At 37.2% G+C, this 21,929-nt stretch carries 22 protein-coding genes and 1 other annotated feature; all 22 genes read right to left on the bottom strand.

What is annotated here, in order from left to right:
• Window positions 1–47 precede the first annotated feature (47 nt).
• The 22 genes from RTP99_RS24365 to RTP99_RS24260 all read right to left on the bottom strand — a co-directional run bounded on the left by RTP99_RS24365 (window position 48) and on the right by RTP99_RS24260 (window position 21,893).
• Complete coding sequence (locus tag RTP99_RS24365; RefSeq protein WP_001011384.1) at window positions 48–1,970, bottom strand: ABC transporter permease; 1,923 nt, start codon at window positions 1,968–1,970, stop codon at window positions 48–50.
• Window positions 1,945–2,721 carry an ABC transporter ATP-binding protein gene (locus tag RTP99_RS24360; protein ID WP_000114533.1) on the bottom strand — a complete coding sequence of 259 codons (777 nt, stop codon included), beginning with the start codon at window positions 2,719–2,721 and terminating at the stop codon, window positions 1,945–1,947. The genes RTP99_RS24365 and RTP99_RS24360 overlap by 26 nt, the downstream gene beginning before the upstream one ends.
• A 93-nt stretch (window positions 2,722–2,814) precedes the next feature.
• Window positions 2,815–3,897 carry a HAMP domain-containing histidine kinase gene (locus RTP99_RS24355; RefSeq protein ID WP_000864964.1) on the bottom strand — a complete coding sequence of 361 codons (1,083 nt, stop codon included), beginning with the start codon at window positions 3,895–3,897 and terminating at the stop codon, window positions 2,815–2,817.
• Complete coding sequence (locus RTP99_RS24350) at window positions 3,887–4,594, bottom strand: response regulator transcription factor (RefSeq protein ID WP_000276716.1); 708 nt, start codon at window positions 4,592–4,594, stop codon at window positions 3,887–3,889. The genes RTP99_RS24355 and RTP99_RS24350 overlap by 11 nt, the downstream gene beginning before the upstream one ends.
• 242 nt (window positions 4,595–4,836) lie before the next feature.
• Window positions 4,837–6,123, bottom strand: coding sequence for a GTPase ObgE (obgE, locus tag RTP99_RS24345; RefSeq protein WP_000497114.1), 1,287 nt, complete (start codon window positions 6,121–6,123; stop codon window positions 4,837–4,839).
• Window positions 6,123–6,671, bottom strand: coding sequence for a sporulation initiation phosphotransferase B (locus RTP99_RS24340; RefSeq protein WP_001037006.1), 549 nt, complete (start codon window positions 6,669–6,671; stop codon window positions 6,123–6,125). Before RTP99_RS24340 ends, obgE begins: the two co-directional genes overlap by 1 nt.
• Before the next feature lie 63 nt (window positions 6,672–6,734).
• A complete protein-coding gene (gene rpmA / locus RTP99_RS24335; RefSeq protein WP_000944958.1) occupies window positions 6,735–7,025 on the bottom strand; it encodes a 50S ribosomal protein L27 in 291 nt (96 codons plus the stop codon).
• A 3-nt stretch (window positions 7,026–7,028) separates the two neighbouring features.
• Window positions 7,029–7,373, bottom strand: coding sequence for a ribosomal-processing cysteine protease Prp (locus RTP99_RS24330; RefSeq protein ID WP_011040706.1), 345 nt, complete (start codon window positions 7,371–7,373; stop codon window positions 7,029–7,031).
• 11 nt (window positions 7,374–7,384) lie between these two features.
• Window positions 7,385–7,693 (bottom strand): 50S ribosomal protein L21, encoded by a 309-nt coding sequence (gene rplU, locus RTP99_RS24325; protein WP_000270908.1) that lies wholly within the window; start codon window positions 7,691–7,693, stop codon window positions 7,385–7,387.
• Window positions 7,694–7,707: 14 nt separating this feature from the next.
• Window positions 7,708–7,785 (bottom strand) — a sequence feature (ribosomal protein L21 leader region).
• A gap of 77 nt (window positions 7,786–7,862) precedes the next feature.
• The gene (locus RTP99_RS24320; RefSeq protein WP_000855435.1) at window positions 7,863–9,251 is read right to left on the bottom strand and encodes an Rne/Rng family ribonuclease; all 1,389 of its coding nucleotides are present in this window, start codon (window positions 9,249–9,251) and stop codon (window positions 7,863–7,865) included.
• A gap of 67 nt (window positions 9,252–9,318) precedes the next feature.
• On the bottom strand, window positions 9,319–10,179 hold the full coding sequence (gene spoIVFB, locus RTP99_RS24315; protein ID WP_000599048.1) for a stage IV sporulation intramembrane metalloprotease SpoIVFB: 861 nt from the start codon (window positions 10,177–10,179) through the stop codon (window positions 9,319–9,321).
• The gene (spoIVFA, locus tag RTP99_RS24310) at window positions 10,172–10,918 is read right to left on the bottom strand and encodes a stage IV sporulation protein SpoIVFA (protein WP_000797467.1); all 747 of its coding nucleotides are present in this window, start codon (window positions 10,916–10,918) and stop codon (window positions 10,172–10,174) included. Before spoIVFA ends, spoIVFB begins: the two co-directional genes overlap by 8 nt.
• 133 nt (window positions 10,919–11,051) lie before the next feature.
• Window positions 11,052–11,849 carry a septum site-determining protein MinD gene (minD, locus tag RTP99_RS24305; protein WP_000503311.1) on the bottom strand — a complete coding sequence of 266 codons (798 nt, stop codon included), beginning with the start codon at window positions 11,847–11,849 and terminating at the stop codon, window positions 11,052–11,054.
• A gap of 2 nt (window positions 11,850–11,851) precedes the next feature.
• Window positions 11,852–12,538, bottom strand: coding sequence for a septum site-determining protein MinC (gene minC, locus RTP99_RS24300; RefSeq protein ID WP_000391517.1), 687 nt, complete (start codon window positions 12,536–12,538; stop codon window positions 11,852–11,854).
• Between the two features lie 35 nt (window positions 12,539–12,573).
• Window positions 12,574–13,119, bottom strand: coding sequence for a rod shape-determining protein MreD (mreD, locus tag RTP99_RS24295; protein WP_000975746.1), 546 nt, complete (start codon window positions 13,117–13,119; stop codon window positions 12,574–12,576).
• Window positions 13,120–13,133: 14 nt separating this feature from the next.
• Complete coding sequence (gene mreC / locus RTP99_RS24290; protein ID WP_001135480.1) at window positions 13,134–13,985, bottom strand: rod shape-determining protein MreC; 852 nt, start codon at window positions 13,983–13,985, stop codon at window positions 13,134–13,136.
• 41 nt (window positions 13,986–14,026) lie between these two features.
• Window positions 14,027–15,046, bottom strand: coding sequence for a cell shape-determining protein MreB (gene mreB, locus RTP99_RS24285; RefSeq protein WP_000466737.1), 1,020 nt, complete (start codon window positions 15,044–15,046; stop codon window positions 14,027–14,029).
• Between the two features lie 157 nt (window positions 15,047–15,203).
• Entirely contained in the window at window positions 15,204–15,881 is a 678-nt protein-coding gene (gene radC, locus RTP99_RS24280) for a DNA repair protein RadC (RefSeq protein WP_001013385.1), read from the bottom strand.
• A gap of 46 nt (window positions 15,882–15,927) precedes the next feature.
• On the bottom strand, window positions 15,928–16,503 hold the full coding sequence (locus RTP99_RS24275) for a Maf family protein (RefSeq protein ID WP_000720486.1): 576 nt from the start codon (window positions 16,501–16,503) through the stop codon (window positions 15,928–15,930).
• A gap of 221 nt (window positions 16,504–16,724) precedes the next feature.
• Window positions 16,725–17,687 (bottom strand): hypothetical protein, encoded by a 963-nt coding sequence (locus RTP99_RS24270; protein ID WP_000360986.1) that lies wholly within the window; start codon window positions 17,685–17,687, stop codon window positions 16,725–16,727.
• A 165-nt stretch (window positions 17,688–17,852) separates the two neighbouring features.
• Entirely contained in the window at window positions 17,853–19,154 is a 1,302-nt protein-coding gene (locus tag RTP99_RS24265) for a bifunctional folylpolyglutamate synthase/dihydrofolate synthase (RefSeq protein ID WP_000582082.1), read from the bottom strand.
• A gap of 93 nt (window positions 19,155–19,247) precedes the next feature.
• A complete protein-coding gene (locus tag RTP99_RS24260; protein WP_000072229.1) occupies window positions 19,248–21,893 on the bottom strand; it encodes a valine--tRNA ligase in 2,646 nt (881 codons plus the stop codon).
• Window positions 21,894–21,929 lie beyond the last annotated feature (36 nt).

The raw sequence follows: 21,929 nt of genomic DNA, 5'->3' as shown, positions 1-21,929 counted from the left end.
ATCGTCCTCCTGTAACTTACTACACAGGCAAAAAGCTAGAGGTTTCTCTAGCTTTGCACGTGTTTTAAATATCCTCTTTGCGCGATCATAAAGTAAATCGCAGAAGCTAAAATGTATGCTCCAATTACAAGCGCACCTGATTTCCATAAATCGAGATAAAGCATTTTTCCTAACGTATGAAGAGCAAATCCACTATGAATAGCGCCGATGACAATTGGGATAAAGAAGATAACTCCCATTTGTCGAATTGCAATTTTACGAATTTCTTTATCTGTCATACCGATTCTCTTTAACGATTTAAATTGAATACGATCTTGCTCTTTATCGTTAAACCATTTAAAGTATGTCATACTACAAGCGAAGAAGAAGAATAGTACTGCTACGAAGAAACCGATGAACATTGTAATTGCTCCACCTTCTCTTATATCCTTATACGCAAACACTGAATTTCTCAATTCTCCTTGCTTTTCTGGTGCAATTTCATTTTTCAAATCTAATACAAGATTTTCTGTATTTTTCCAATCCTCGATATAATAACCGTAATATTTCGTCTTTTCTTCATCTGGTACGAGCTTTGCGTATTTCTCAAAATCTTGATCATTCACAATAAGATATTCGCTATCGTTAAAAACAGAATATGACGTTGGCTCGTTTAATTGAACAGACTGCTTTTGTCCGTTAATCTTAAATTCATACGGTTTCGTACGATCTATTTTCATAAGTTCATTTGCTGCATCAACCATAACCATCGTCGCGCTACCTGGTGCATTATGAACCTCTGTAATTTGCTCTTTCTTTTGTTTACGCACTTCCGCGTTATATTCTTTTTCTGAAATAATCGCCATTGGTACTTCACGTTCACTGTTAAACAACATTATTTTCTGTGTTGCAGGTAGTTTTACATAGGTTACTTTTCGTGCATCTTCAAACCCATTTCTTTTTACAATCTCTTGTACTTTTTCTTCATTAATAAGGCTATGCGTATTTAATCCCTTTTCCTCATATGAAATAGCATGTGGCGTAAGCTCTATCGTTTTCGCACTCATATTTTCAAAATATACATAAAGCGTACCTACTGCTGAAGAAACAACCGCCGTAATGATAGAAATTACAAATAAAAAACGAGCATTATCTTTCATTTTATAAATAAGATTGCTAAGTACGAACATATTTGGGTATGTATAAAAAGATTGTTTTCGTTTTTGCAATGCTTTTAATGCAACTGTACTTCCTTGTGTAAACAGCAAATAAGTTCCGCCTATCGTCAGCCCTACAATCGGTAAAAACAGAATAATAAAATTCATAATTGTTACTTGGAAACAAAGGACATACGCAGCAATGATACACCCTATACCGACTACACATAACCATGTAAATGCAAAAGGCTCTACTTTCTGTTTTCTTGCTTCTCTTAATAAATCAATAATTTGCAAGCGTCCTACTGTCCAAACACTAAACAATGATAGGATTAAAAAGAGAATAAAGTACACACCAGCTGTAATAAGAACTGCTTTACTATTCCATACGAGCGGTAGTGTTTTATCAATTTTTAGTAATACACTCAGTGCTTGGAAAAATAGTTTTGAGCAAAGCATTCCGACCCCAATACCAACTACAATTGCAATACTACCTAACATCAGTTGCTCTAATATAATCATTCGGCCGAGCTGCGATTTCGTTCCGCCTATTAATGTTAATAGACCAAACTCTTTTTTCCTTGCTCGTAAAAACGTTGAATTTGCATATAAAATAAAGAGTGCTGAGAAGATGACTACAATATAATTCATCGATTCTAACCCTTTTGAAATCATCTCCCTCATACTAATATTACCGCCTACAACATCCGGATGATAAATGAAGGAAGCATACATAAAAAATACGACAATCGATAAACAACTACTTATAAGAAACGCTTTATAGTTACGCCAATTTCCTTTTACGTTATTAAGCGCGAGCTGGCGAAAGTTCATGATATTCTCCTCCTAGCATCGCAAGTACGTCCAGAATTTCTTGGAAAAAGGCTTGTTTCGTTCTTCCCTTATGTATTTCTGAGAAAATCTCTCCATCACGTATGAAAAGAATACGTTCGCAATAACTCGCCGCTACTGGATCATGCGTTACCATTGCAATTGTCACTTTCTTTTGTTCATGTAAGTCTTGCAACGCGCTCATTAATGATTTTGCTGACTTAGAATCTAAGTTTCCAGTTGGCTCATCTGCTAAAATTAACGTCGGTTCATGAATGATCGCTCTCGCAGCTGCTGCACGTTGTTGTTGGCCACCTGATACTTCATATACCTTTTTATTTAAAATGCCCTCGATATTTAAAAACTTTGCAATCTCAAGCACTTTTGCATCGATTTCATTTACAGATTTCTTCGCCATTACAAGTGGTAAAATGATATTTTCTTTAATCGATAACGTATCAAGTAAGTTAAAATCTTGGAAAATGAATCCTAAATGTGTACGGCGAAACTCCGCTAATTTTGCAGCACGCATTTGATTAATTTCTTCCCCATTTACAAGCACATGACCTGAAGTTTGCTTATCAATTGTTGCTAATAAATTTAAAAGCGTTGTTTTCCCGCTCCCTGAAGGACCCATAATCCCTACAAATTCGCCTTCTTCTATTTTAAAATTTATATCGTTTAAAGCAGTCGTCGCTACTGAACCTTTTGATTGGTACACCTTCGTTAATCCTTTTACTTCAAGAACACTCATTTCTAATCCCCCTATGTGTTTTCTTCTTACATTTACTATAAGAAAAATAAGAAAAAGAAACGAGTGATTTCCCTTACAAAACGTTTTGTTATCTTACAGTTTTGTCATTTTTCTCATTAATGTATGATATTCTTCATCTTTTGCAAATTGGAACGTGAATGTTGTCCCTTCCCCTTCAGCCGATTGCACATACATACCGTGATGTAAATTATCACAAATTTCCTTCGTAATATATAAACCCATTCCAGTCGCTTCTCTCGTTTTCCGGCCATTTACCCCTGTAAAGAATGGATCAAATATACGCTTTACATCTTGCTCTGGAATACCGATTCCATTGTCCTTAATATGTAATAACACCTTTTGATCTTTCTCTTCAATTTGAAATTGAATTTCCTTTTTCTCTGCTTCCGAAATTTTTGTATACTTAATTGCATTTACAACAATTTGTCCTATAGCAATACTAAGCCATTTTCTATCAGAGGCAACCATACAAGTATCTTCCTCAAACATCACTTTCGGAAATACAGACGATTGAATGAAGGACTTTCTATTTTCATTAATAATACCTCTAATAATATCTATCACATTTACTACTTCTACTTTATAATCTTTCGCAAACTGCTCTAACCTTGCCATATGTAACGCTAAATCTAAACCATTTAGTATGCGATTATTTTCTTCACGAATACTTTCAACTGTCGCTCTTGCTTCACGATGCTCTTTACCAAACTTCTGTAATAGTAACTCAATAACAGATACCGGTGTTTTCATTTGATGAATCCATTGGTTCATAAATATCATTTGCTGTTGTTCTTTTGCATGTTGTTTATGAACTTCATTCATATATTGCTGTCTTAATAGCGTAAACGATTCAACGACCATCTCTTGCTCTGCCGTATAAGAAGTATCAATAAGTAAGGAATCATGTAATGTATTTCCGCTAGTAACATATTTTTCGATCCTCCTTAAAAATACACTCCGTTTTCGGTAATCGTAAATAAGGTATACAGTAAACACAACTATCCCTAATAAAAGTCCGTATAACCATGTATTCCAATCAATAAATCGCTTTTCTAAAAAACTTTGCAACTGCAAAACGAGCCCAAATAAACAGAGGCTAACAATGTAAGAAAGAATTAAAGAAAAGCGGTCCATGAGGTAATCTTTAACCTTCATGCGCTTCTCCCCACTCTGTAAGAAGCGCATAACCGTATCCACGTTTCGTTACAATTGCATTTTTAATGCCGAGCTCCTCTAGTTTCTTCCTTACACGTTTTACATTTACGGTTAATGTATTATCATCAACAAAAGCTACCTCATCCCAGAGGGCTTCTAACAATTCTTCGCGCGTTACATATTGATTTGCTTGTTTCATTAAACACTCTAATAAGTAAAATTCATTTTTTGTCAGTTCTGTTTGTTGTCCTTGCCACTCAACAACGTGCTGAGATGGGAATAACAACAGTCCATTTACACCTAAACAATCGCTTTCTGCCGCAGAAGCATACTCACCATACCCACGACGAAGTGCACTTTTCACCTTAGCCATTACAATGTCTAAATGGAATGGCTTCGTAATGTAATCATCTCCGCCATTTTCAATTGCCATTACTTGATCCATTTCCCCCGTTCTTGCAGAAACAAAAATAATTGGTGCATTCGATACAGTGCGGATTTGACGACACCAATAGAAACCATCAAAATACGGTAAATTAATATCAAGTAACACGAGATGTGGATTTACTTTTACAAACTCATCTTTTATATGCCGCAAATCACTCGCTCTAAATGACTGATAGCCATACCTTTCTAAATGTTCCTCTAATATCCCCGCGATTTTCTCATCATCTTCTACGATTAATATTTTATACATGTTCACTTTCTCCCCATAAAAAGTTCTTATAAAACCACTTCTTTTTCTATTATAAATTGAAAATTTAATTAGTGGGGATTTTTCCCTGTATAAATCAGACTTTTACGATATAAAGTGAACCTTTAATCAGTGGGGGGTTTTTCTTCCCTCCACCTAACTTCTTTGCTTTCGCTACATTTTGAGATAGGGGTCTTACTGCCCATTAAAGTGAGATAAAAAAAGACTGCCGTATTTCGGCAGTCTTAGTCGATAAATTCAAATTCATATTCAAGAATTTTTACAATATCTCCGTCTTTTGCGCCACGTGCACGAAGCGCTTCATCAATACCCATTCCGCGCATTTGGCGAGCGAAACGACGTACAGATTCATCACGTGAGAAGTCTGTCATCTTGAATGTTTTCTCGATATCATAACCAGAGATAACAAACGTGCCATCACTTTCACGTGTAATGTCAAATTTAACACCTTCAGTCTCAAGTTTGTACATTACACTTGTATCAGACTCATCCGCTACTTCATGTATTGGGAATTCAGGTGTTGTTTCTAATAAGTTCGCTACTTCAAATAGTAAATCACGAACACCTTGTTTCGTTACAGCTGAGATTGGGAAGATTTTTACTTCGTCTCCCACTTTCTCTTTAAATGCTTGTAAGTTTTCTTCTGCATCTGGCATATCCATTTTGTTTGCAACAACAACTTGTGGACGCTCCGTTAGGCGAAGATTGTATTCTTTTAATTCATTATTAATCGTTACGTAATCTTCATATGGATCACGGCCTTCTAAACCAGACATATCAATTACATGCACGATTACACGTGTACGCTCAATATGACGCAGGAATTGATGACCAAGTCCGACGCCAGCATGTGCGCCTTCAATTAGTCCAGGAAGGTCAGCCATAACGAAGCTGCGGTTATCACCAGTTTCAACAACACCAAGATTTGGAACAATTGTTGTGAAGTGATACTCTGCAATTTTCGGACGTGCTGATGATACGACAGATAATAATGTAGATTTACCTACACTTGGGAATCCAACAAGTCCAACGTCTGCTAGTACTTTAAGTTCTAGAATGACATCACGCTCTTGACCTGGTTCCCCGTTCTCAGCGATTTCTGGCGCTGGGTTCGTTGGAGTAGCAAAACGTGAGTTACCACGACCACCACGGCCACCTCTTGCAATAACAGCTGATTGTCCATGTGTTACTAAATCCGCAAGAATTTGGCCTGTTTTTTCATCTTTTACTACCGTTCCAGGTGGAACTTTAACGATTAAATCTTCAGCTTTACGACCGTGCTGCCCTTTACTCATTCCGTGCTGACCACGATCAGCTTTGAAATGACGTTGGTAGCGGAAATCCATTAATGTACGTAAGCCTTCTTCAACAACGAAAACAACATCTGCACCTTTACCACCGTCGCCACCTGCTGGACCACCTTTTGGAACATACTTCTCACGACGATACGCAACCATTCCGTTACCACCGTCGCCGCCTTTTACATATATCTTGACCTGATCTACAAACATTATTTCACCACACTTTTTTCAATTGGTTGTAATATAACTGAGACTTCTTCGTCTCTTACTGTATAAGAAATGGAATACCATTTATTGTTTTGGTTCGCAAGCCAATTCTGTAGTTCTTCTACACTCGTTAGCTTACCACGAAAATCAAAAAAGAAACGAGCATTCTCCGCGTCACATTCAATTGTGATACAAACATAATTTTCAACATATACGTCTAAACTATGCTGAAGCATTGAGAAAAATTGATTCGTCCATGTACATACAGTCTCATCTAAGTGAGATAAGTTATGTAAATTCCCTAATACTTCGTACTCCAATAAGCACGGCTGCTGTTTCCAATTATATGTTAAAATCCACTCTGAAAATAAAGGCATTGATAGCCCCATCAGATTGGATTCTTGTCTCGCTTCTTGGACAAAACGATCGATGAGACTATGAATTTCTTCCACTTTTCCAAGGGAAAGGTTTCCTTTCACCATCTGCATACGATTGAGCCAATCATGTCTTGAATGGCGCAATGCATCTATAATTGTCCATTTTTTATTCATTTAGATACTCCTTAATATAGAAAAACTCTAACCTGCACTCAGGTTAGAGTTTTCCGTGAGTTCTTATGCTTCTTGAGCAACAGGATATACGCTCACTTGTTTGCGGTCACGGCCAAGACGCTCGAAGCGTACTACGCCGTCAACTTTCGCGTATAAAGTGTCATCGCCACCACGACCAACGTTAACACCTGGATAAATTTTTGTACCGCGTTGACGGTAAAGAATTGAACCACCTGTAACCGTTTGACCATCTGCGCGTTTAGCACCAAGACGTTTTGACTGAGAGTCACGACCGTTCTTTGTACTACCTACACCTTTCTTAGATGCGAAAAACTGAAGATCTAATCTTAACATACGTTACACCTCCTGCACTTTTTCTATTAAACGGATATACTTTCCGTAATCAAGTTCGATCGTCTTAAGCGAAACAACCAATCCTTCTAAAAGTATCTGTGCTTTTTCTGCTGTATGAATGTCTAAATCATTAGGCAATTCATACGTTAAGAATCCACCATCACTTCCGAGTTCAATAGTTGCCTGCACATTACAAAGTTCTTCCACAGCATTTATGGAACCAAACACAACCGCTGTAGTTCCAGCACAGACAAGATCTTGTCCATGTGGCGCATAATCGGCATGTCCAGTCATTTTAAATGATTGGATACTTCCTAATTTCGTGCGACTTATCGTAATTTTAATCATGTTAACCAGAATTAAGCGTTGATAGCTTCAACAACTAGCTTAGTGTAAGGTTGACGATGACCTTGTTTCTTACGATTGTTCTTTTTCGCTTTGTATTTGAAAACGATGATTTTCTTAGCGCGACCGTGTTTTTCAACTTTCGCAGTAACTGTTGCACCTTCTACAACTGGGCTACCAACTTTCACGTTTTCGCCACCAACGAAAAGAACTTTGTCAAAAGTAACAGTTTCACCAGCTTCAACATCTAATTTTTCAATGTAGATTTCTTGACCAGCTTCAACTTTGATTTGTTTTCCACCTGTTTCGATAATTGCGTACATACTTGCACCTCCTCTTAATTACTAAGACTCGCCAAAAACGAGGTAGACATAAATGCCTTTAAGGAACCTGTCTTGTGCGGTTGTAGCATATAGCCGTTTAGGTGCTATAAACTATAACATAAAGATGTTATCATGAATCATAGACTATTGTCAATGAAAGTTCTAATAACTATTTTTTCCGTTCTATAATTTCTTTTTTACTTCCAAAACGGATAATAGCGTACTTTTCGATCATATCATCTTTGAAATAAATTTCAAATGGAATATTTTTTTGTAATTCTTTTTGCAAAAATTGTTTTTGTAATTCTTTAGGTGCAGAGATTAATACTGCCTCATCTTCTATATTGCCATATGAAATTAGCTCTCTCTCTAGCTCATACGCAATCGTTTCATACGACATGACATAGCCCGTCGCTTTGCACGGTGCACACTCTTCAAGTAATACGTCGCGTAAAGAATGTTTTTTACGTTTACGTGTCATCTCTAAAATCCCTAACTCTGTGAACCCGAGCACTCTTGTATATGTTCGATCATTTTGCATAGCAGCGATGAGACATTCTCTTATCTTTTCTTTATCTTCTCTTCTTTTCATATTAATAAAGTCAATTAATATCATACCACCAATATCACGGAGTCTTAATTGACGCGCTATCTCTTCAGCTGCTACTTCATTTGTACGAAGGACTGTATCTTGTAAATTCTGTTTTCCAGTAAACTTACCCGTATTCACATCAATTACAGTCATCGTCTCCATTTGTTCCACAATTAAATAAGCACCATTTGGGAGCCAAACAATTTTTTGAAGTGCTTTCTCAATCTCACGCTCTATGCCAAAATGGTTAAACATTGAAGACTTTTCATTATAAAAAGATATTTTTTCTTTACCGACTTTTTCTTCTAATTCTTTTACTATACTTCTTGTATCTACAACTACTTTTTCAATCGTTTCAATTGGATTCTCTTGAAATACACGATCTAAAAAGGTTGCTGGTCGATGGACTAGTAACGGTGCCTTTCCTTGTCCCTCTTTTCTTTTTAACTCTTCATATAACTGCTGTAACCTTTGCATTTCAGCTTGTATTTCTTCAATTTCTCCTTTTTCAGAAGCTGAGCGGAAAATATAACCTCCTTTCCCTTCTACTTCAATTTGGAGTAATTGTTGCCTTCTTTTATTGTTTTTTATTTTCCGAGAAACCGCACGCATTTCATCATATGGCATATAAACGACATATTTCCCGGTAAATTCTATATTTGCTGTCAATTTTGGCCCTTTCGTATCAATTGCCTCTTTTACAACTTGTACGAGCACCGCTTGTCCTTCATGTATATGATAAGAAGATGGTACATCATCGTACGAAAGATAAGCATGTTTTTCTAAACCTATATTTACAAAAGCTGCATTCATTCCAGCAATCGTTCTTACGATACGTCCAACATAAATATGCCCAACAATCTCTTGTTCTTCATTTCGTTTCCATAAAAACTCAACAATTTTCTTCTTCTCTTCAATTGCAACGCGTTTTTCCGATCCAGCGTAGTTCATATATAACGTTTTCAAAATACTTTCCTCACTTTATAATCTTCTTTGCTTTTACAATAATAAAAGGTTAGTGCTAACGTCAACACTAACCGATTAATTCTTCAACAGATGAAGTTGTTCGTTTTTCAGTAAAATACGCATAAAGCAATTCATTTTCATCCAATGTGTAATGTTCTTTATATTTTCCGCGGACGATAATAGAATGCTTATAGCCTCTACGAAATTTTGTGAATATCTTATATAAATGATCTTCTGATTGCACCTCAATCGGTGCAATCTTTTCAATTCCTCTTTTGTTCCCATAATAACGTTCTAATAAAAAACGCATAAAGGCATACCGTCTTTGCTTCCATTCTTGATATAACGACACCGCTAAAAATATGAGTAGTACCCACATCATAATATTGTTACTATTCCAAAGTAACTGCCCTCCTAGTATGACACTAAAAAAAACACATGATAATTTCATCATCTTTTCATGTGCTTGTAAATAAGGAAAACGATATGATAGTACGTTAAACAATACTTTTCCACCATCAAGAGGCCAAATAGGTAGTAAATTAAACGCTAAAATAATTATATTATTCCACATAAAGAAATAATATAATTCCGCATGAAGCCAACCAGCTTCAAACAACATATAGCCTACCGCCATCATCCAAATATGTTGAATAGGTCCTGCAATTACAACAACTAGTTCCTCTTTCAATGATTTATTCCCATGTTCTTCAAGCTCAGCCACACCACCAAACGGCAAAAGTTGAATCTTCTTAATACGCCAATTATAGTGTGCCGCTGCAAAAGCATGCCCAAGTTCATGGATGAGAACGATACAAAATAACAGTAGTAACTCTTTAAAACGTGCCGTGAAAATACCAATGACAATAATAACCCAAAACAACGGATGTACTGAAATCTTTGTTAAAACATCTCTATATTTAATCAAATGAAATCACCTGAATCGGATCAATAAATTTTTCGTCCTTTTTTATTGCGAAATAAAACTTACCATTTTTATTATTCGCATCATTATTCACTGTTCCAATTTTTTGTTTCTTTGAAACATAATCATATAATTTCACTGACATATCATTTAAATTTGCATACCATGACTCCGTACCATCTGCATGCTGAATTTGAACTGTATTACCAAGTTCCTCTTTCTTGCCCGCAAAAACTACTAGCCCTTCATTCACTGACTCAACAGTTGCATTTGTAGCTGTTTGTACAAATACACCTTGGCCATTTTTTTGAAACCCTTGCATCACCTTTCCGGAAGCAGGAATGGCATAATCTTTTTGCTGAATCTTTTCTTCTTTTTTCTCATTAGGTGAATAGAACACGAGCGGTTTTCCAAACTGTTTTTCGTACCATTTCGCTACAGTAGCAAACTGAAACTCTTCTTTCATCACTTTTTCTGTAACAGCTTTAGCACCGTCGAAAGAAGCTGGTGCATTCTTATATAAAATAGCGACAGAAAGAACTAATATTGCTGATAACAATACTTTGAAGAAAAACACTTCTTTTCGAAATAAAGGATGAATTTCCTTTTCTCCATCTTCAATAAAGACTGTTTCACTATCAAAATTCCCTCCAGCAAAATACTGCTCTTCCTCCATCCTTTCTTGCTCTGCCTTCCTCTTCGCAATCCGTTTTTTAATTTCTTCTACACGTCTATTCTTCATACTGTCTCCTTTCTTTCGTTAAGCTAATGTACGTAGAAACAGTTGTATACAGTTTGTACATATGTATGAGCTAGGTATGGAAGATATTCGTGTGAAGAAAAAAGAAAGCACTCCGCAAATATGCGAAGTGCTTTTAACGGATTCCAAAGAAGTTTTTCACCTTTGTAAATACCGATACCTTTTCTTGTTCAAATGCTTGTAATGGGACATTCTCACCCAACAAACGTCTTGCAATATTACGATAAGCTAACGCTGCTTTTCCGCTCGGTTGCAACGCTACAGGCTCACCTGTATTTGTAGCACGAATAACTTCATCATCATCTTCGACAACACCAAGAAGCTCGATTGACAATGTACGTACGATTTCATCAACATCTAACATATCCTGTTCATGAAGCATATGACTACGCACACGATTAATAACAAGTTTCGGTGGTTCAATATCCTCTTTTTCTAAAAGCCCGATAATACGATCCGCATCGCGCATTGAGGATACTTCTGGCGTCGTAACAACAATTGCTTTATCCGCACCAGCTACCGCGTTTTTAAATCCCTGCTCAATCCCCGCAGGACAATCAATTAATATGTAATCATAATCTTGACGTAATACTTGTATTAATTCATCCATTTGTTCGGGTGTTACCGCTGATTTATCACTCGTTTGTGCTGCAGGTAATAAATAAAGATCATCAAAACGTTTATCTTTAATAAGAGCCTGAGGTAAACGGCAACGCCCTTCAACGACATCAACAAGATCAAATACAATACGATTTTCCAGCCCCATTACTACGTCTAAGTTTCGAAGACCGATATCTGTGTCAATTAAGCACACTTTCTTTCCAGATAACGCTAGGGCTGTCCCAATGTTCGCAGACGTTGTAGTTTTACCTACACCGCCTTTTCCAGATGTAATTACTATTGCCTCTCCCACAGCTATACAATTCCCCTTTCTAACTTTGTTAAATTAGGTCTAAGATGAGTGAGAAGTTGCAGTCGATCGACAACAATGTGATTGTTCTCATTAATATACGCACATTCTGCCGCCTCCGCTCCGTCTTCTTTCTCTTCCGGAGCCCGCATTGCCACATCACTAATTCGAAGTTGCATCGGGTTCATAACAGATGCAGCGATTACAGCATCTGAATCCCCATAATACCCCGCATGTGCAATTCCTCTTAATGATCCTACGACAAAAATATTCCCCCCAGCGATAACCGTTCCGCCTGGATTAACATCACCAATTAACAATAAATTTCCTTTTACATGTAAAACTTGTCCAGAGCGAACAATTTTGGAAATAGGGACGATTTCTGTTTCTTCTTTCCAAGCTATTGCTTCCTCTTTCGTTATAACATCACTTTCAATCGAATCCACAACGAGATTCTTTTTATTACGAATTAACGTACGAATCTCTTCTTGTTGGACTTCTGTTAAATAACGGTTTCCTACTTTCACATGCACTTCAATTAAAGAGCGTCCATCACCATCATAGTAATGTGTAGAAAGCTTTTCATCCAATTCCTTCAATAATTCAGAGAATGAACAACAATCATCTAAATGAAGGGTTATTCCGTCTTTTGTCCCTTTTATTGTTACATTTTGTTGCTTTTTTTCTTCCACTAAAGTTCACCCCACCGATTCAATTCGACATAAAATTAGAAAATCCTTTTTTCTTTTTCTTCCATCGCTTTTGAAAGACGCACTAAATATCGTCTCAGTGGGAAACAAACTATCAATAAGAAAATTGCATTTAGCAATAAAGTAGACAGGAGACGATCTGTGAAAAAGACATACGCCGACATATGAGTACGTCCTAACAAAGTTAAAAATCCATACACATAATACTCTAATGCTACTATGCTAGCTAGTACGATAGAAGTAACAATAAATAAATTCAATTGTAGTACCTTCATCACACTATAAACTAAATAAACTAAAATCGGATACGCAAAAATATATATACCAACAAGTTCCGTGTATACGGTATCAAATAAGAAACCAAATAATAGTCCGTAATAAATCCCTTGGACCGGACTATAGTACACAGTAATAAAACATAACACAATGATAAAGAAATGAGGTGATGCTATACTGTCTTTCCAAAAAACCTCTGTTGGAACAATAGTAGCAAACATATTTTCAAATAAAAAAGCAAAAAGGAGCAAAAGAGGAAGAGCTGCTCTTTTTAAAATCTTCATCATCTCTTCTCCCCCTCCTATTCTAATGGCGCTGAAGGCGTTTCACGTTTCGCAACTACAACATGCTCTACGTCATTTAAATCAGCGGCTGGCTTTACATAAGCTGTTTTTGTTAAACCATATGGATCCGGCTGAACATCAACGATGGTTCCAATTACAAGACCTTTCGGGAAAATATCACCAAGTCCAGATGTTACAACTAGTTGATCGGTCTTTACATTTGCATCAGAGCCAATCTTTGTGAACAGAAGTAAGTGTTTTTCTTTGTCGTACCCTTCAATCAATCCAAAGATTTTCTCATCACCTTGTACGATAGCAGAAACACGATTTGTTCGGCTCATAGAACTTAACAATTCTACTGATGATGTAAACTGAGATACACTTTTCACTCGTCCAACTAAACCTTGTGGAGTTAATACAGCCATATCTTTTTTAATTCCTTGCTGTGCCCCTTTATCAAGTCCAACTAAATCGTACCATTTATCTGGATTACGAGAAACAACAGTCGCTGGAATTTCAGTATAACCGCTATTTAACTTATCTTTACCCGTTAACTCTTGTAGTTTCTTTTTATCATCTTCTAATTGTTTTACTTTCCCTGATAGACCTGCATAATTGTCTAATTTTGCTTTTAATTCTTTATTCTCTTCATACGTGCGCTTTACATCCTCTACATTTTCGAAGAATCCAGCTACGTATTTCGCTGGCTTTTGGAATACACGTTCTACAACACCGACAGTGTCTTTAACAAACTGCTCTGGCCATGTTAAACTGTTCCGTTCTTTCAATGAGATTCCAATCAATGCCACGAGAAGAATAATACTAACTAACAAAACAATTAATCTTTTGTTTAAGAAAAACTGTGGCACGTTCACACCCTCTTAATTTCATTGATTTTTATTTTGCAATATTATCGAGCAGCAGTTTTGAAAAGATCGATATTGTCTAATGCTTTACCCGTTCCAATTGCTACGCAATCTAATGGGTCTTCTGCAACAAGAACTGGCATATTTGTTTCTTCACTAATTACTTTATCTAAATTACGTAGTAATGCTCCGCCACCTGTTAATACGATACCACGGTCCATAATGTCTGCCGCTAATTCTGGTGGAGTTTTCTCTAACGTATTTTTAACAGATTCTACAATTGCATCTACTGTATCTTTTAATGCATCTGCAATTTCTTCTGGTTGAATTAGTACTGTTTTTGGTAAACCACTTACTAAATCACGACCGCGAATTTCCATAGGCTCGATACCTTCTGGCTCGCCTGCAGAACCGATTTCTAATTTTAATGCCTCAGCTGTTCTTTCACCGATCATTAAGTTGTAGCTTTTCTTAATGTACTGAATGATTGAATCATCCATATCATCACCAGCAACACGAACTGATTGACTTGTTACAATACCACCTAAAGAAATGATTGCAACTTCTGTTGTACCGCCACCGATATCAACAACCATGCTACCAGTTGGTTCCCAAACAGGTAAGTTTGCACCAATTGCTGCTGCAAATGGTTCTTCGATAGGATAAGCATCACGAGCACCAGCTTGACGAGTTGCATCGATTACTGCACGTCTTTCTACAGCTGTAATACCAGATGGTACACATACCATTACATAAGGCTTACGTGAGAAGAATCCATTTGATTTTTGAGCTTGTTGAATGTAATATTTCATCATTGTTGCTGTCGTTTCGTAATCAGCAATTACACCGTCTTTCATCGGGCGAAGTGCCACAACGTTTCCTGGTGTACGACCAATCATTTGTTTTGCATCGCTACCTACAGCAACGATTTGTTTCGTATCAGTTTGTAACGCTACTACTGAAGGTTCACGTAAAACTACACCTTTTCCTTTTACATATACAAGCGTGTTCGCAGTTCCTAAGTCTATTCCAAGATCGCGAGTAAAGCCACCAAATCCAAACATATTATTTATCTTCCTTTCTTGTTTTCACGGACTCATTTTTTCTTACTTTATATTATAAAAACAGTACGTTTTTTATATCTTTATCCTTTTTGTAGATAATTTTCTACAAAAAACTCATAAATCACATTATAAAACAAAATAAGTAAAAAGCATAGTCTTAAATATGACCTTTTTCCTTTAAACTCACGAATTTATGGTCACCTATTATAATATGATCGAGCACTTCAATTCCGATAATTCGGCCGCATTCTACTAAGCGTTTTGTTACTTCAATATCTTCTCGGCTCGGCGCGGGGTCTCCTGAGGGATGGTTATGAAGACATATGATAGAGGCTGCTGCACGGCGAAACGCTTCTTTAAAAACTTCCCTTGGATGTACAATTGATGAGTTTAAACTTCCAATAAAAATCGTCTGCCTATGTATAACTTGATTCTTTGTGTTCAAATATAGACATACAAAATGCTCCTGCTGCAGGAAGCGCATTTCTTCCATCATATATGTGGCGCAATCTTCCGGGCTTCGAATGCTGTATCTATTTTGATATTCTAAACGCACCATTCTTCTACCGAGTTCAAAAGCAGCTATAAGCTGAGTTGCCTTCGCAACCCCGACACCATGTATACTGACAAGCTCTTCTAACGTTGCATCTTTCAACATACGTAAACCATCAAAGTGATGTAAAATTTTATCTGATAACTTCAAAACTGTTTCTTCTTTAGAACCTGTTCTGAGTAACACTGCAAGAAGCTCCCGATTGGATAAACTTCCAGCCCCTTCTAACAATAAACGCTCCCGTGGCTGTTCTTCTTTGACAACATCACGAATACCGTTCATTTCTCCACCCCTTTATTTGTTCTCTCAAAGAAAATCCCATGCAATTTTACGCATGGGTTACATCAATATTAAATTGTTTTAATTCCCGAACAAGACGTGAAATTGGTAACCCAACTACACTATAGTAGTCTCCTTGAATATGTTGAACAAAAATAGATCCTTTACCTTGAATCCCATAACTTCCTGCTTTATCCAAAGGCTCTTTCGATGCAATGTATGCATCAATTTCCTCTTCTGTTAATTCCCAAAACGTAACTTCTGTACGCTCGTAAAAAGTGACTGTTTTGTCCTTTGCTATAATTGCAACACCAGTATACACTTCATGTGTTTTCCCTGATAATAATTGCAACATTTCTTTCGCCTCAGCCTCATTAGATGGCTTTCCAAGAATACGCGACTCATATGTAACAATTGTGTCTGCACCTAACACAATATGATCACTGTTATTTTCTGCTACCGCAGATGCTTTTTGCAGGGCAAGGGACATAACAATATCAGAAGGCGATGAATACGCACCAATCGTTTCTTCTACTTCACTTACAACAATTTCAAATGGTACACCCGCTAACTCAAGCAATTCCTTCCTGCGAGGTGATCCTGAAGCTAAAATAATTTTTTTCATATTTTCTCCTTCCTTTCTCACATGAAGCAGAATCATTTATATCAATCGTATCAAAGGAATAGTTTGTCCACAAATAAAAGAAATATTATTTTCTTTAAACAAAATAATACTTCCTTACTAAAACACGATTATATTCCTGTCATAGAGAAAGCACTTTACTCTAAATTCAAAAGAAAAGAAAGAAGCCTCTACACTTCTTCCTTCGTCATTTCATTATCCTATTATTTCACCTTTTGTGAAACAATTTTTTCGTATGAAAGTATACCATCAATGATAACTTGATTTAATTTCGCTAAAGATTCCTTATCACCTTTTCCGTCCTTCACTGTTTGCACAGCTACTGACGTGTACATATACAATTTCTTCGCTTCTTCCTGCTTCATACTTTTCCCTTCTTTTTCAATCGCTTTCCACTCTTTTTCGATTGCACTTATATCTTTTGCATTACTTTTTTCACTAGCTTGTACGCTAGAAGCATATTTTGCTAAATGAGTATATAATGGCTGTACTTTTGTTAAAAACGCCCCAACTTCTTTATCATCTTTAAGTAACGCTTTATCTGTTATATCCCAGTCCTTTTTCAATACGGAGACATTATCATTTTTATACTGCGTCATTAATTGGTTTATGCCTTGTTCATCGCTAGCAATACCAACAACTAATGCATACTTATCACCGCTCGGTTTTAAGGCTGCTACACCTCCATTACCTTTCCACTCTTCAAGAGCGGCCTGTCCCTTTTCTTCAGAAGAATAGATTCCTCCTTGAACAAAAAATAATTTCATTGGATCTAATGACGTTCCTGTCTGTGCTTTTGTCTTTTCCTCTTTTGGTGCTGGTGTTTGTTCTACCGTTCCGCCCACCTTTAATTCTTCCTTTCGCATCTGCTTCGAAGCTGTTACTTCGCTTCCTCCTGTCGCACCTTGTCCTTTCAGTAACTGTAGCATCCCCATCCCAAACGCCGTACCAATAATAATTGCAGTTGCAACGATTGCAATTAACGTATTGCTCCACTTCTTTCGATTTTTTTCCGTAGACGCTACTTTCGATTTTTGAAACGGAACAACGTTTTTTGGCCTTTCACTTTCTACTACCATCCAGTCAAATTCATCTTTCTTCTTCTCCTCATACTTCGCTTCTGTTCCATTCACTTTCACTGAGATCGTTCGTGATTGCTTGTCCATACACTCACACCTCACCTCTTATCGTTGTCCGCATCATATCATATTCATTTCACAAAAAAACGAGATATTTGTCAGAGGAATTCGCCAAATAACCCTATATATTTATCTTATATGTATGCATTTGACTTCATTTGTAGAACAAAAAAACTAGATAGCAAAGACTATCTAGTTTTTTTCGCGAATATATTTTCGAACTTCCGAAATGAAATAAAGAGAACCTGTTATGATAAAAACATCATTTTCTCCAAGCATTTCAACCTTCGTATCAATTGCCTCTTTCCAATTTTCAAAAACTAATTTTGACTCTTCCTTTGCATACGATGCAAGTTTGTCAGCAGAAATAGCACGATCAAAGGCGAATGTTGTAAAAATAATTTCATCGGCGATGCTTTCTAATTGACCTACCATATTGTGCAATTGTTTATCACCAAGGGCAGTAAATAAAACTATTACATTTTTATCTTTGTAATGTGATTCTACCGTTTTCACAAGACTTTCAATACCTTCTGGGTTATGAGCACCATCTATAATAATATCCGGATTACTTTGCAGTTTTTCAAAGCGCCCCACCCAATACGCTTCCTGTAATCCCGTTCTTATTTCTTCTTCCTCAATTAAAAATGATAAGTATGTTTTTACATACATGACTGCCATAAGTGCAAGTGCTGCGTTTCTTACTTGATGGCTGCCTTTCATTGAAATTCGTACATCTTCAAAAGAGGCGAAAGGGCAAGTGAAATCGAAATGTTCTCCATCTTCGCTAGACTGTTTATGTAACGATGTAAAATGGTTGCCCATCTCGTATACATTTGCATGATTTTCCTTTGCAACTTTTTGAATGACTTGCAGCGCTTCCTCATCTTGTACACCAGTAATAACCGGAACACCAGACTTAATAATCCCCGCCTTTTCATATGCAATTTCTCCTAGTGTATTACCTAAAATATGCATATGATCGTGACCGATATTCGTAATAATCGTGAGAACTGGATGAATCACATTCGTAGAGTCAAAGCGCCCTCCAAGCCCTGTTTCAAATAAAACAACATCACAGAAATTAACTTTACCGAAATAACAAATTGCCATAACAGTAATAATTTCAAACTCAGTCGCTTCCCCTAAATCCGTCTCATCTAGTTTTTCAACGACTGGCTTTACCATCTTTACAAGTTCAGTAATCTCTTCATCTGCAATTGGTGTTCCATTCACACTAATACGCTCGTTAAATGTTTCAATATAAGGGGAGGTAAATGTTCCTACCTTATATTTTGCATTTTCTAACATGTAACGCATATATGTTAACGTTGAACCTTTTCCATTTGTACCAGCAAGGTGAACACATTTTATGTGACGCTCTGGATTTCCGAGCTCTTCTAGCATCCATCTCATTCTTTCTAATCCTGGTTTAATACCAAATTTCAACCGGCTATGAATCCACCCTATCGCTTCTTCGTATGTATGTATCACGTATGCTTTCCCCTTTCAAAAGACAACCTTCATATTCCTATTATACGCAAAGAAAAGAGACTCACCAATATAGTGAGTCTCTAAAAAACATTTTTATTTCTCAAGATCCGCTAAACGTTGGCGAACTGCTTCGCGTTTTTCTAGGTAATCTTGCTCTTTCGCACGCTCTCCTTCAATAACTGCTGCAGGAGCTTTTGCTACGAAACCTTGGTTTGAAAGTTTCTTCTGTACACGTTCTACTTCTTTATCGAACTTCTCAAGTTCTTTCTCAAGACGCGCTCTCTCTTCATCAAGATTGATAAGATCAGCTAACGGTAAGAATAACTCTGCACCTGTTACGATTGCAGTCATCGCTTTTTCTGGCGCTTGTAAATCCGTTTGAATTGTTAACTCGCTTGGGTTACAGAAACGCTCAATGTAAGAGCTATTTTTCGTAAGCTGAGCAAGTACAGCCTCATCTTTTGCTTTAATTTGCATTTGAACTTTTTTGCTCATTGGCGTATTAACTTCTGCACGAATGTTACGAACAGAACGAATGATATCAACTAGAAGGTGCATTTCTGCTGCAGCTTCTGCATCTTGTAAATCTTCGCGTACTGTTGGCCACGCTGCTACTGTAATAGATTCGCCTTCATGCGGTAAATGTTGCCAAATCTTCTCTGTTACGAATGGCATGAATGGGTGTAATAGACGCATTGTTTGATCTAATACGTAAGCTAAAATAGAACGAGTTGTTTTCTTAGCTGCTTCATCTTCACCGTATAGAGGAAGTTTCGCCATTTCAATGTACCAGTCACAGAAATCATCCCAGATGAAGTTGTATAATGAGCGACCAGCTTCACCGAACTCATATTTATCCATGTTACGTGTTACGCTTTCGATTGTTTCATTTAAGCGAGTTAAAATCCACTTATCTGCAACTGATTTTTCACCAGTTAAATCGATTTCTTCATATTTCATGTCATCCATGTTCATTAATACAAAACGTGATGCATTCCAAATTTTATTAATGAAGTTCCAAGTAGATTCTACTTTCTCCATGCTGAAGCGTAAATCTTGACCTGGTGCACTTCCTGTTGATAAGAAGAAACGCATTGCATCTGCACCGTACTTCTCGATAACTTCCATTGGGTCAATACCGTTACCAAGAGATTTACTCATTTTACGTCCTTGCTCATCACGAACTAAACCGTGAATTAATACATCTTTAAATGGACGCTCGCCTGTAAACTCTAAACCTTGGAAAATCATACGAGATACCCAGAAGAAGATGATGTCATAACCAGTTACTAGTGCATCAGTTGAATAGTAACGTTTGAAGTCCGCTGCATCTTCATTTGGCCAACCAAGTGTTGAGAATGGCCATAACGCTGAACTGAACCATGTATCAAGTACGTCGTTATCTTGATTCCAATTTTCAATATCTGCTGGTGCTTCTGTACCTACGTATACTTCACCAGTTTCTTTATGATACCAAGCTGGAATGCGGTGTCCCCACCATAATTGACGAGAAATACACCAGTCGTGAATATTTTCCATCCAACGTAAATATGTGTTTTCGAAACGCTCTGGTACGAACGTTACTTTCTCTTCTTCTTTTTGCTGAAGCGCTACTGCCTTCTCAGCAAGCGGAGCCATTTTTACGAACCATTGTGTTGATAAGTAAGGCTCAACAACTGCACCACTACGCTCACTATGTCCTACTGAATGCATATGAGGCTCGATTTCTACTAATACGCCCGCTTCTTGTAAATCTTTCACTAACGCTTTACGACACTCGAAACGATCCATGCCGTTATACTTACCAGCTTTTTCGTTCATCGTTCCATCTTCGTTCATTACTAAGATACGTGGTAAGTCATGACGGTTACCTACTTCAAAGTCATTCGGGTCATGAGCTGGCGTAATTTTTACAACACCTGTTCCGAAATCTTTTTCTACGTACTCATCAGCAATAATCGGAATCTCACGGCCTACGATTGGAAGTGTAACTGTTTTTCCGATTAAATGCTTGTAACGATCATCTTCTGGATGAACCGCTACCGCTGTATCACCAAGCATCGTTTCTGGACGAGTTGTTGCAAGACGAATGTGACCAGATCCATCTGTTAACGGATAGTTCATATGGTAGAATGCACCTTGAACTTCTTTATGAATTACTTCGATATCAGAAAGAGCTGTGCGTGTTGCCGGGTCCCAGTTGATAATATATTCACCGCGGTAAATTAAGCCTTTTTCGTATAATTGAACGAATACTTTATTAACCGCATCAGATAAACCTTCGTCTAATGTGAAACGTTCGCGAGAATAGTCTAGTCCTAAACCAACTTTCCCCCATTGTTGACGAATGTGAGAAGCGTATTCTTCTTTCCATTCCCAAGCCTTTTCAAGGAATTTCTCACGGCCAAGATCGTAACGTGAAATACCTTCTTCACGAAGTTTCCCTTCTACTTTCGCTTGTGTTGCGATACCCGCATGATCCATTCCTGGAAGCCACAATACATCGTAACCTTGCATACGCTTCGTACGAGTTAAAATATCTTGAAGAGTTGTATCCCAAGCATGACCTAAGTGTAACTTACCAGTTACGTTCGGAGGTGGAATTACAATTGTATACGGTTGTTTCTTCTCGTCTCCTGTTGCTTCAAAATATTTGCCTTCTAGCCACCACTGATAAAGGCCTTCTTCAACGGACATATGATCATATTTAGTTGGTAAATTCTTTTCCGTGTTTGACATTATTTTCCCTCCTTAAAATAAAAAATGCCCCTCATC

Source organism: Bacillus sp. (in: firmicutes) (assembly GCF_031983925.1).
GTDB lineage: Bacteria > Bacillota > Bacilli > Bacillales > Bacillaceae_G > Bacillus_A > Bacillus_A pacificus.
This window is presented reverse-complemented; position numbering and strand designations above follow the sequence as displayed.